Below are 11,532 nucleotides of genomic sequence, written 5' to 3' on the forward strand. Positions count from 1 at the left end.
ACTTTTAGGGGTCACTTCAATCCTACTCTTTTTTTAATGTTAACTAGAATTTTAAAAGAAATCCTTCATCATTTTAGTATCTTTAATATTCACTATCACACTTTCTACCTTATCTTTCTTCTCATCTTTGGCAATTGTAATTTGTTCCTTATTATCAACCCAAACAAGAAACTCTTCTTTTTCGTCATCTTTATATGTAACGGTTATAGTAGAATGCACAGATTGTTTCTTTTTTTGATCTAAAGTGATAGTTTTAGGTGTTCCATTTTGAACTGCTGAAACGATAGATTTTATCATTTCTTCATTATCTGTTTGAGATTTGGACGTAGTATGATTTGTTGTTTTCAGTATTTCAATGTCTGTAATATTTGCGGAGTTTAATTGAAAGGTATTTTGTGTATGTTCTTGCTTAACTTGTGAAGCTTTATCTGTAACCGAGGTACTTGTACAACCTATTAAAGTGAAAGATAGAGCGGTTAGAGCGCATATAGATATGATTTTTTTCATATTATCCCTCCTTACGTTCAATTATAACAATTTTCCGTTAATTTAGGAGGTTATTGTAAGTAGAAGATGTTTTAAAGTGGTAAATGATGTTGTTTATTTTCTATTAAACATAAAATTCACATAACTTTTTTTGAATTTTATGTTTAACATTTCGAAAATAGGTGTACTACATATAATATAACAAATAATTCATTTTAAAGGAGGAAGTTAAAGATGGAAACGAAGTATAGTAAACCTTTTGTATATGAATTTATTACGGAGAAAGAGGTCATGAATGCAGCGAATGATCTAGTGAAGAAAGGAATAGAACAAAAAGATATTTACGTATTAACACATGAGAAAGATAGGACAGATAGAATTGCAGACAATGCAGACGTGAATACAATTGGGATAAAAGAGGAGGGACTTGGGACAAGCATTATTAACGTCTTTCAAAAAACAGGAGATCAGTTAAGAAATAAGATGCAGGAGTTAGGGCTTAATGAGGAAGAAGCGAACTTTTATGAAGAAAAGCTGGATGAAGGGAAAATCTTGTTATTCGTTAAGGATTTAGAAAGAGTCGGTGAATGGTTACAAGAAAGAAGATGCATGTATTCTATTTAAATTTGTATCCTTTAAATCTATAAATCTATTACGAAAAGGAGATGGGAAATATGAGTGAGAGCGGGCTAAAAGAACAAATTACGGGTAAAGTTGAAAAGAAAAAAGGACAAATAAAAGAAGGAATTGGTGAAGTTACAGAAGATAGAGAGTTGAAAAATGAAGGGAAGTGGGAGAAGACGAAGGGAACTATAAAAGAAAAAGTCGGAAAAGTGAAACAAAAGATAAGCGATGAGTTGGATAATAAAGAATAATACATTTTCATCAAGCTTTGGTTACATACCAAAGCTTGATGAATCCAATATAAAAATAATATAGGAGGTTTAATTGTGGGACTTATTATTACGTGTATTGTAGGTGGACTTATTGGTGCGTTAGCTGGAATGATTACAGGGAAAGACTTTCCTTTAGGTATAGTTGGTAATGTAATTGCTGGATTAATCGGATCTTGGGTTGGTAGTGCATTATTTGGTCACTGGGGTCCTGAATGGGGAGGCATCTTTATTCTTCCAGCTTTATTAGGCGCAATCGTCTTTATTTTAATCGTCACATTCTTCTCTAGAATGCTACGGAAAGCGTAAGTATGATAATGAATAGTAATTTTAAGTTTGTTATATATAGCGATAGGGTTAATGAACTGATAAATATACATAAAAAAGCATCCAATTAAAATAATTTGGATGCTTTTTTAATGTAATCTGCATAGGAATGAGCGGGGGATGAAGGCCCCCGCTCATTGAAATTACACTTTTTATTATGTATTAAACCATCGTTACTTTTTCACAATTATTTATTCTTACGACTTGCCTTGGCTCTATATGAGATAAGTCCTCGTTATTACCTATATCAACTACAATTGTATTCGTTAGTATATTAATAATGGAACCAACTAACTTTGTAGCATGATCGTGTCGATAAGAAAATTGAACGAAATCTCCCTTTTTAAAGTTGTGCTCTTCCATAGATAGATCCCCCTAAAAATAATGTTTATACATTATACATACACAAATTTATAAGGTTTAAACATTTGGTAGTAATTTTTAAGCAGTAAGCTGGGAAAGGTGTAGAAAATTTATTTATAATTAAAATTAAAAAATATGTTTAAAACTAATTTTTATGGGTAATTAAATAGTAAAAGTTTGAGATGAGGGGGCGGAAATGATGAATTTGAAAATTAACATCTTGCAAAATGAATTAGGTTATACGGTACAACTTACTGGTGAGATTGATGCGTATACGGCATCAGATTTAAAAAATAAGATTATGCCTATTGCAAATGAAAAAGAGGTTTATATTGTAGTAGATTTTCATAACGTAGATTATATGGATAGTACAGGCTTAGGAGTTTTTATAGCTTTATTAAAAGCAGTTAAGAAAAATGATGGGAAGCTAGAGTTTATTGGTGTATCTAAAAGGCTAAAAAGATTATTTGATATTACAGGGCTAACAGAAATATTAAATTTGAATTCCGATTTTGAAAAAGTAGAAAGAAGGTGACTAGGGATGATGGAGAGATTTGAAAAGATAGAAATGAAAATTCCTGCAAAAGCAGAATATGTGGCTATTATTCGTTTAACAATGGCTGGTGTTGCGAATCGAATGGGCTTTGCTTATGACGATATAGAAGATATGAAAATTGCTATTAGTGAAGCATGTACAAACATTGTACAACATGCATATAAAGAAGACGTTGGAGAAATTACAATTGTCTTTGGTCTATATGAAGATCGATTAGAAATTATGGCTGCGGATAATGGAGTTAGCTTTGATTTCAGTAGCTTAAAAAGTAAAGTCGGTCCGTATGATATTAATAAACCAGTAGAACATTTGCCGGAAAATGGTTTAGGTTTATATTTAATCAATACGTTAATGGATGATATACAAATCATGCATGATGAGGGCATGACAGTTTTAATGACAAAATATATACAAAGAGAGCAGGTGGAGAATGATGGAAATCCAATCTCAACCTACAACTCTTACTAAAGAAGACGTTATTAAGCTAATTGCAGAATTCCAACAAAACCAATGTAATGAAGCGCAGGAAAGGTTAGTTGATCATTATAAAAATCTCGTATATTCCATTGCATATCGCTATTCAAAAGGCGGGCCGATGCATGAGGATATTATACAAGTAGGGATGTTAGGGCTCTTAGGCGCAATAAGAAGGTATGATTATTCGATAGGGAATGCTTTTGAGCCGTTTGCAATACCTACAATAGTAGGCGAAATAAAGAAGTATTTACGTGATAAAACTTGGGGTATTCATGTTCCAAGGCGAATTAAAGATTTAGGCGGGAAAATTAAACTTGCGATAGAGGAGTTAACAGATCACCTGCAACGTTCACCGAAGATAATAGAAATTGCAAATCATTTAGGACTATCGGAAGAGGAAGTTCTAGAGATTATGGATGCGAAAAATAATTATCGAGTATCTTCCTTAGATGATGTAGTTGAAAATTCATCTGATGGAAGTTCGGTAGCGAGAATTGAATCTGTAGGTGAAGTAGAGCAAGGATATGAACAGACAGAAAGACGTCTCGTTTTAGAGGATATTTTTAACGTATTAAATGATACGGAAAAGAGTGTTATTCATTATATATTTGGAGAAAATTTAAATCAAAAAGATACAGGAGAACGGTTAGGTATTTCGCAAATGCACGTTTCTCGTATTAAAAGACAAGCGATAAGTAAATTGAAGCAAGCTGCATTTTTAGATACATAAAAATTTTAAATAATTATGTTTAAAACATGAGGAAAGGGGTACTTATTAAGTATAGGAGGAGATATAAAAATGTCACACGATGTGAAAGAACTAATCGAAGGATTGAATGAAGATTTAGCAGGAGAATACTCAGCAATTATTATGTATAACCATAATGCAGCTACAGTTTCTGGTATATATAGACAAGTATTGAAACCTTTCTTTGAATCTGAAATTAGTGATGAACAAGGACATGCCCTATATTTAGCGGAGAAAATTAAGACGTTAGGTGGTACACCTACTACGATCCCTTTACCAGTGAAACAAGTAGAAGATGTTAGAGAAATGTTAGAATCCGCTAGACAATCAGAATATGAAACAATTAAGCGTTATGAAACGAGAAAAGAACAGGCAGCGAAATTAAATATGACAGAGTTAGTTGTAAAACTAGAAGATATGATTGCAGATGAAACAAATCATATGGAAGAATTAGATCGTCTTTTAAATGATAAAGCAATGGTGTTAAATTAAAAGTAGAAATTTATACAGTGAAAGAACAAATTCCTATTTCTAGGGGTTTGTTCTTTTGTTGTATAAATATGTTTGAGTACGAAATTTTCATTTTGTAACTGAGTATGTAATACTAGAAAAATAGAAAATGATAATAGATTTACATTTTAAATAAGAAAAGGGGAAATAACTTGTGTCCATTTTAATTGTTGATGATAATCCGGTTAACATATTTGTAATTGAGAAAATTTTAAAACAAGCCGGATATCATGATCTTGTATCGCTCAATTCTGCACAAGAGCTCTTCGAATACATACAGTTTGGAAAAGATTCTTCCAGGCATAATGAAATTGACTTAATACTATTAGATATTATGATGCCTGAAATTGATGGACTTGAAGTTTGTAGGCGATTACAAAAAGAGGAGAAGTTTAAAGATATTCCTATTATTTTTGTTACAGCTTTAGAGGATGCAAATAAGTTGGCCGAAGCTCTTGATATGGGGGCAATGGATTATATTACGAAACCTATAAATAAAGTTGAACTATTAGCACGTATGCGTGTAGCGTTACGCTTGAAATCGGAATTAAATTGGCATAAAGAACAAGAAGAAAATCTTCGGAATGAACTAGATTTAGCTACGCAAGTACAAAGAAACTTATTAAGTAGCCCATTAAGAGAAGATTATATAAAAATTGAAGCAAGTTACTTACCTTCATTTAAATTAGCTGGAGATATGTATTATTGGTATAAAATCGATGAAAACCGCTACGGTATTATATTATTAGACGTGATGGGACATGGTATATCTGCTTCATTAGTTTGTATGTTTATTTCGTCTGTATTACGTGAAACGATTAAATCTTTAATCGATCCAGAACTTGTCATTAAAGACTTAAATAAATATATGACTCTTTTACATAATGAGAATGACGATATTCCATATTATTTTACAGCGATATATTTAGTAGTAGATACAGAAAAGAGAACGATTGAATATGTAAATGCAGGGCATCCTTCTGGATACGTTTTAGTTGATGAAGCGAATGTAGTGGAACTAAATCGCGGGAGTTGTGCGGTAGGATTTTTTGATGAAATAAAAGTTGAAAAGACAGTTATACCTTTTGAGAAGAACGCTCAAATCGTATTGTTTACAGATGGTGTTCTTGAAGCAATTGCAAATGATGAATTTGAGGCTGAAGAGAAATTACGTACTTTTACAGAAAGAAAATGGGGAGATTTAGAAGGCGAGATAGAAGGGTTTTATAAGGGAGAACAGAAGAAAGCACAATCAGATGATATGTGCCTAATTATGATACAAACGAATGCAAAATAAAAAGCGTATGAAATCCAAACAGAGGATTTCATACGCTTTTTATCCCGCATTAACGGGCAGTAAGACTCCCACCAAAAAATTTAGTCTGAAGCAAAGAAGGCAGGTGGGAGATCAACTGTCCGTAAACGCCCGATTGGTGAGGGCTGATAATCAGTGGGGAATCCCCCCCATCTGATTAAAGTTTCACTTTATTGTATTTTTTGATAAATTTGTTCGCTAGGATTAAATTGGGTATAATGCGGCATTATATCTGAAAAACGAAGAGTTTCTTTATTCCCTAAACATAGAAATCCATTGTGACTTAAACTTTCATAAAATAGTTGCTGCACTTGGTTTTGAAGTTTACTTGTAAAGTAAATTAAAACGTTACGACAAAGTATAATATGAAACTCGTTAAAAGATTGATCGGTTACTAAATTATGCTGTGCAAAAATAATGTTTTGTAAAAGTGATGGATTGAAATAAGCAAAACGACTATCCGTCGAATAATAGTTAGAAAATGCTTGTGTACCGCCAGCTTGTAAATAGTTTTTCGTGTAAGTTTGCATTTTATTTAATGAAAGTATGCCTTGTTTTGCTTTTTCTAACACATTTGTATTCATATCTGTTGCATAAATAACAGCCTTTTCACTTAATCCTTCTTCGTGAAGTAAGATGGACATTGATAATACTTCTTCACCAGTTGCGCATCCAGCATGCCAAATTCTAATTTCAGGATGTTTTTTCAATTCAGGAATAACATGCTCTCTTAGCGCTTTAAAAAAAGCAGGATTACGGAACATCTCAGTTACATTAATGGAGAAATCATTTAATAACTGTTCTAAAAACCCTTCTTCATGAATTACTTTTTCAATTAATTTTGAAATGGTAGGGATATTAGAGAGCTGCATTCTATTGCAAATCCTTCTATAAATAGATGTGCGAGCATATTGGCGAAAATCAAATCCTGATAGTTTAAATACCGCTTCTAATAGTAATTCAATTTCTAAGTTCGTACGCTTATCCGTATCTACTGATGGATCAAAATTATAATACTTATTTTCCACTCCAACTAAACCTCACTTATTTTATTAACCATACACTCATTACCGAATAGAGTTGATGTAAATTTAATGGTTTACTTATATAATCTGAAGCGCCAGCAGATAAACATTTTTCCTTATCATTTGGCATTGCTTTAGCAGTTAATGCGATAATAGGTATTTCATGTAACCCTAAGTTCATTCGGATATTTTCCATCGTTTCATACCCGTCCATATTAGGCATCATAATATCCATTAAAATAAGGTCAATATTTGTATTGCTTTTTAGTATTTCTAAACATTCTATACCGTTTTGTGCAGTAATAATGGTAGCATGTTGTTTTTCTAATGCGTTTTGTAATGCAAATATATTTCGATGATCATCATCGACAATTAAAATGGTTTTCTTTTGGAAGACGTTATTTGTTTCGGGAGTAACTATCGTTTCCTCGACAACTTCAGCAGGAATAACGTCATCTACCGTTGCTGCGACTTCTAAATTGGATAACTGTATATCATGTAATCCATTTGGAAGGTTAGGAATATATACCGTGAAAGTACTACCTTCTCCTAAATTACTCTCTAACGTAATCCAACCACCTAATAATCTAGCAAACTCTTTACAAATAGATAACCCTAAGCCTGTACCACCATATTTCCGAATTGTTGCTCCATCTGCCTGTTGAAAGGCTTCGAAAATAAGTTGATGCTGTTCTTTAGCGATACCAATACCAGTATCTTTTACTGAAATTGTAATCCACTCTTTACTTATAGATTGCATATCATGACTCAAATTGGTTGTTTCTATCGGATTGAAGTGTAAAGAGACGGATCCTTTTTCTGTGAATTTAAATGCATTGGATAGTAAGTTTTTAATAATTTGTTCAATCCGTTTTGCATCTGTATAAAACAGATCTGGAATCGTATCACTGTCTTCAATAGTAAATTCGACATTTTTTTGTGCAGCTATATGTAAAAAGTTTTGATGCATATTGGCTGCCATGTCACTTATGTTCGTTGCTTCAAAAATGATGTCTAGTTTGCCTGCTTCTACTTTAGATAAATCTAGTATGTCATTAATTAAAGTAAGTAAGTCTTTCCCTGATGAATGAATGACAGTTGCTAGTTCAATTTCATCATCCGATAAATGATTATCATGATTTTCTCTTAACATTTCAGATAATAGTAAAATACTATTTAATGGTGTGCGTAATTCATGTGACATATTTGCTAGGAACTCTGATTTGTATTTTGAGCTGCGTAACAACTCGCTTGCTTTTTCTTCTAATTCTAATTTAGTAATTTGTAAGTCGGCTGTCTTTTGTTCAGCTTCTTCCGTTCTAGACTCTAATTGTTCATTCGTTGTTCGTAATTCTTCGGCTTGCATTTGTAGTTCTTCAGCTTGCGTTTGTAATTCTTCTGATTGAACTTGCAGCTCTTCTGTCATTGCTTGTGATTCATGTAAAAGAGTTTGAATTCGCATACGTCCCATAATACTATGGATTGTCAAACCTAGATTATCAACAGTTTGTTGAATTAAATCTTGATGCAAGTCTGAAATCTCAGTTACACTTACTAACTCCATTACTGCAATTACTTCATCCTCAAATAAGATAGGGATGACTAGTAGGTTTTTAGGGCGTATTTCTAATAATCCAGTAGTAACGTAACGGAATTCTTCAGGTATGTCCCTGAGAATAAAACTTTTCTTTTCTAAAGCAGACTGTCCAATGAAACCTTCACCCATTTTAATAGACTGTTTTCCAACATCAGGACCTTGACCGGCGAAAGAAGCTTTCTTCACATAGTAGACAGTGTCTTCAATTTCTTCACGAACATAAAATGCACCGCAAGAAGTTTGCGTTTTTTGTATAATTCCACTCAGAATTTTTTTACCTAACATCTCAATAGAAGATACACCTTGATACATTAAAATTAATTCTGCAAGCTCAGTTTGTAACCACTCTCTTTTCGATATTTCGTCTAGTAGGTGATTTGTTGTATGAGCAAGATCTTTTATTTCATCATGTGTATTTACATGAATTCTTTCCGTAATTTTTTCTTTGGAAGAAATGGATTTAATAGCTTGAATTACATTTTTAATCGTTTTTGTAATGGAATTCGAAATATAGAGTGAAACGATAATGGAAATACAAGAAAGTAAGAACAATAAACTGTATAACCAAATCTCTAATTTATTATTTTCAATATCTAATTGTGCAGCTCTTTTTTTCGTTAGTTGCTCCTCAGTGCTACGGAAGTTAGTTAGCTGCGACTGTAATGACTGAATTTGAGTCGTGTCGATTGTTTGTACATTATTACTATTATTATTTGTAATGAGTGGGTGAATCTCTTTATTAATCCAACTAGTAATGTTTTCGTTAATCTGTTTTAATTTTTCTTGCTGAGAGGGGTTATCCTCTAATAAAGAAAAAAGATCTTGATAATGTTTTTCGTAATCCTTTTCTGCAGCGTTAAGGGATTGAACGTAATTTGCATCATTAGAAGTGATAAATCCTTTCGCTTTATTTTCAATTGTTAGTAAATCTTTCTCCACTTGATTCGTTAAATTAAGAACTTTAAAATCGTGATCAATAATAAAATTACGAGATTTTTGTAAACTGGAAATCCCATTGTTTAACATAATGAAAGAAATAAGCAAGAACAAAATGATAACTAAATAACCAGCCATAATTTTGTAACGAATACTAAATTTTGCTTTCGATTTCATCAAAAATTCCTACCTTCAAGATTATTAAAAGTTTTCTATTTTAAAGAATAAAAAACGTAATATATATTATATCAGTTTTCATAAGGCCAAACTAGAAATCCCCCTACTGTATTAGGGGGTTCTTTTTTCATAGAGGAAATCATTTTGAAATATAAAAACATATATGAAAGGTAGTAAACGGGGGAATAGAGGATAACAAACATTCTAAGAAGGAAAGAGTGTTCTTAAAGCTTTTTTTGCATCTATTCCTTCAAAAATAAATAATACAAGATCTTTCTTTTTTACAGTAAGGAAAAAGGATACTAGAGTGCTTAAATTTTTGATTGATGTCATTGTTCCATGTTTACTTATAAACAAATTAGCTTGAAATGTTGTCATTAAAGCATAAAAATGATGAATCTGAGTTATTGTAGGTGTTTCATTATAAGAAATAGTAGTAGAGTGAATGGCGTTCATCGTAATATTCCTTTCTATATAGTGAGCATAACAATATAAACATACCCGTTTTAGAAGATGTTAAACGTATAAATAAGAAAAATATAATTAAAGTTTTTTACGTTTAGAAAGAGTTAGGAAGGGTATACATATACTATAAAGAGATTGACTGAAGATGAATTGTAAGATGTCTATGTTTAGTAGATTAGTCTATCAAAATATACTTTTACTTTAAATAAAAAGGAGCCTGGTATACATGAATGAAATGATGATTGATATTACATTTGATTTAATTTACTTGTTAAGTAGTTCACTTGTAGTGCTTTTACTATTCGCATTTTTCGTAAATGGTTATGTTAATAAGAAGGTTAGTGTATACAGAAATGAAGAAAAATAAAGATACATTATATAAAACTTTAGGAGGTTAATAGTTATGAATGTAGATAGAAAAATAGTAGGTGTTTTTAGAACAATTGATGATGCGGCACTCGTTATTAATGAATTAAATGATAAAGGATACCCAGCAGATAACATTTCAGCTATTGCAAAAGATCAAAAGGAAATTGAACACCTGGAAGAAAAATCGGGTGAAAAAGTTAAGAATGAAACTGCACATAAAGCAGATATCTTTTCAGCGACAGGGCTTGTAGCAGGAGGAGTAGCAGGGGGACTAGGTGGTTTATTAACTGGCCTTGGTATACTTGCCATTTCTGGAATGGGTCCAATTGTAGCAGCAGGACCAATCGCAGCAGCTATTGGTGGAGCTGGTATTGGCGGAGGAGCTGGAAGTTTAATAGGAGCATTTATAGGATTAGGAATTCCAGAAGAACATGCTAAAAAGTATGAAGAATATATTTACGATGGAAATATATTAATTTTAGTAGATGCAACATTAGATGATAAGTTAGAAATTTATAAAATATTTGATAAGCATAATGCTTATAACTCTGATTTCTTTAAATAATATTTACTTCACATATCAATTATGCAAAATATAAACATAGTGAATATCGTTTTTTTGATCTTACAACTTTGGCGCGGCCGAGGAGTCGTATGACTATAAGAGAGGAAGGGCTTATAGTAAAAGATCAAGTTCTATCATGTTATTTAAAAGGGAAGAGGTGCCTTTTCGTGATTGTAAAAATATTAAAGGATAGCAGTAATAGCTTCCTTTGTACAGTTCAAAATAAAAATGGAGACCAGTATGTGAAAAAGTGGTTTAGTAAACATGAAAATAATAAAGAATTAGGACGACCAACTTTTAAAGAAGTAGAAAAAGATTGGAAAGAAAATAGAGAATCGTTTATGTATCCCAATATTAAAGCGCTTTATTCAAATGGAACATAATGCGCGTTTTATTATTACAAAACTGTCACATTCCTGTAAGGTAATTCAATAGATTAGATACTTTTTCCATGTCATAATAAAGTCATAAGAAAGCTTATCAAAACTACAACTTATTAGGAGAGTGTCAGTCATGATTGTAACAACAACTTCTGGAATTCAAGGTAAAGAGATTATTGAGTATATTGATATTGTAAATGGTGAAGCTATTATGGGTGCAAACATTGTCCGCGATTTATTCGCTTCTGTTCGTGATGTTGTCGGTGGTCGTGCTGGTTCTTATGAAAGTAAGCTTAAAGAAGCTCGTGATATCGCAATGGGCGAAATGAAAGAACTTGCAAAA

General features: G+C 32.0%; 17 protein-coding genes. 12 read left to right on the forward strand and 5 right to left on the reverse strand.

Going from position 1 to position 11,532, the window contains the following annotated elements; genetic code table 11:
• Positions 1-51: 51 nt before the first annotated feature.
• Positions 52-507: a hypothetical protein gene (locus DN403_RS27675; protein WP_000720866.1), complete on the reverse strand. Its 456-nt coding sequence runs from the start codon at positions 505-507 to the stop codon at positions 52-54.
• 213 nt (positions 508-720) lie between these two features.
• Here DN403_RS27675 and DN403_RS27680 point away from each other — a divergent pair, with 213 nt between their 5' ends.
• The 3 genes from DN403_RS27680 to DN403_RS27690 all read left to right on the forward strand — a co-directional run bounded on the left by DN403_RS27680 (position 721) and on the right by DN403_RS27690 (position 1,688).
• Positions 721-1,110, forward strand: a complete 390-nt coding sequence (locus DN403_RS27680) for a YflT domain-containing protein (RefSeq protein ID WP_000448818.1) — start codon at positions 721-723, stop codon at positions 1,108-1,110.
• Positions 1,111-1,160: 50 nt separating this feature from the next.
• Positions 1,161-1,361, forward strand: a complete 201-nt coding sequence (locus DN403_RS27685; protein ID WP_000004259.1) for a CsbD family protein — start codon at positions 1,161-1,163, stop codon at positions 1,359-1,361.
• Between the two features lie 75 nt (positions 1,362-1,436).
• Positions 1,437-1,688 carry a GlsB/YeaQ/YmgE family stress response membrane protein gene (locus tag DN403_RS27690; RefSeq protein WP_000522902.1) on the forward strand — a complete coding sequence of 84 codons (252 nt, stop codon included), beginning with the start codon at positions 1,437-1,439 and terminating at the stop codon, positions 1,686-1,688.
• Between the two features lie 180 nt (positions 1,689-1,868).
• Here the strand turns inward: DN403_RS27690 and DN403_RS27695 are convergent, their stop codons facing one another.
• The gene (locus DN403_RS27695) at positions 1,869-2,069 is read right to left on the reverse strand and encodes a hypothetical protein (protein ID WP_000390994.1); all 201 of its coding nucleotides are present in this window, start codon (positions 2,067-2,069) and stop codon (positions 1,869-1,871) included.
• Positions 2,070-2,265: 196 nt separating this feature from the next.
• Between DN403_RS27695 and DN403_RS27700 the strand changes: the two genes are divergently transcribed.
• From DN403_RS27700 to DN403_RS27720, 5 genes are all read left to right on the forward strand, one after another.
• Positions 2,266-2,604 carry an STAS domain-containing protein gene (locus DN403_RS27700; RefSeq protein WP_002162899.1) on the forward strand — a complete coding sequence of 113 codons (339 nt, stop codon included), beginning with the start codon at positions 2,266-2,268 and terminating at the stop codon, positions 2,602-2,604.
• Positions 2,605-2,610: 6 nt separating this feature from the next.
• Positions 2,611-3,093, forward strand: a complete 483-nt coding sequence (rsbW, locus tag DN403_RS27705; RefSeq protein WP_000970581.1) for an anti-sigma B factor RsbW — start codon at positions 2,611-2,613, stop codon at positions 3,091-3,093.
• Positions 3,056-3,832, forward strand: a complete 777-nt coding sequence (gene sigB / locus DN403_RS27710) for an RNA polymerase sigma factor SigB (RefSeq protein WP_002083014.1) — start codon at positions 3,056-3,058, stop codon at positions 3,830-3,832. The genes rsbW and sigB overlap by 38 nt, the downstream gene beginning before the upstream one ends.
• Before the next feature lie 69 nt (positions 3,833-3,901).
• Entirely contained in the window at positions 3,902-4,342 is a 441-nt protein-coding gene (locus DN403_RS27715; protein ID WP_000017755.1) for a ferritin-like domain-containing protein, read from the forward strand.
• A gap of 172 nt (positions 4,343-4,514) precedes the next feature.
• On the forward strand, positions 4,515-5,657 hold the full coding sequence (locus tag DN403_RS27720) for a fused response regulator/phosphatase (RefSeq protein ID WP_016097863.1): 1,143 nt from the start codon (positions 4,515-4,517) through the stop codon (positions 5,655-5,657).
• A gap of 188 nt (positions 5,658-5,845) precedes the next feature.
• Here DN403_RS27720 and DN403_RS27730 read toward each other — a convergent pair whose 3' ends face one another.
• The 3 genes from DN403_RS27730 to DN403_RS27740 all read right to left on the reverse strand — a co-directional run bounded on the left by DN403_RS27730 (position 5,846) and on the right by DN403_RS27740 (position 9,866).
• Complete coding sequence (locus DN403_RS27730; protein ID WP_000429058.1) at positions 5,846-6,703, reverse strand: CheR family methyltransferase; 858 nt, start codon at positions 6,701-6,703, stop codon at positions 5,846-5,848.
• Between the two features lie 16 nt (positions 6,704-6,719).
• Positions 6,720-9,410 (reverse strand): response regulator, encoded by a 2,691-nt coding sequence (locus tag DN403_RS27735; RefSeq protein WP_000836706.1) that lies wholly within the window; start codon positions 9,408-9,410, stop codon positions 6,720-6,722.
• A gap of 204 nt (positions 9,411-9,614) precedes the next feature.
• Positions 9,615-9,866 (reverse strand): hypothetical protein, encoded by a 252-nt coding sequence (locus DN403_RS27740; protein ID WP_000991351.1) that lies wholly within the window; start codon positions 9,864-9,866, stop codon positions 9,615-9,617.
• 235 nt (positions 9,867-10,101) lie between these two features.
• Between DN403_RS27740 and DN403_RS31425 the strand changes: the two genes are divergently transcribed.
• The 4 genes from DN403_RS31425 to DN403_RS27755 form a co-directional block, all read left to right on the forward strand.
• Positions 10,102-10,242: a hypothetical protein gene (locus tag DN403_RS31425; protein ID WP_001004568.1), complete on the forward strand. Its 141-nt coding sequence runs from the start codon at positions 10,102-10,104 to the stop codon at positions 10,240-10,242.
• 36 nt (positions 10,243-10,278) lie between these two features.
• Entirely contained in the window at positions 10,279-10,809 is a 531-nt protein-coding gene (locus tag DN403_RS27745) for a general stress protein (RefSeq protein WP_001100085.1), read from the forward strand.
• Positions 10,810-10,976: 167 nt separating this feature from the next.
• Positions 10,977-11,192, forward strand: a complete 216-nt coding sequence (locus tag DN403_RS27750) for a DUF4028 family protein (RefSeq protein ID WP_003276970.1) — start codon at positions 10,977-10,979, stop codon at positions 11,190-11,192.
• 130 nt (positions 11,193-11,322) lie between these two features.
• On the forward strand, positions 11,323-11,532 hold a 210-nt coding region (locus tag DN403_RS27755), incomplete at its 3' end, for a heavy metal-binding domain-containing protein (RefSeq protein WP_149185981.1).

The organism is Bacillus sp. AY2-1, from assembly GCF_008368965.1.
In the GTDB taxonomy this organism is placed as follows: Bacteria; Bacillota; Bacilli; order Bacillales; family Bacillaceae_G; genus Bacillus_A; species Bacillus_A thuringiensis_S.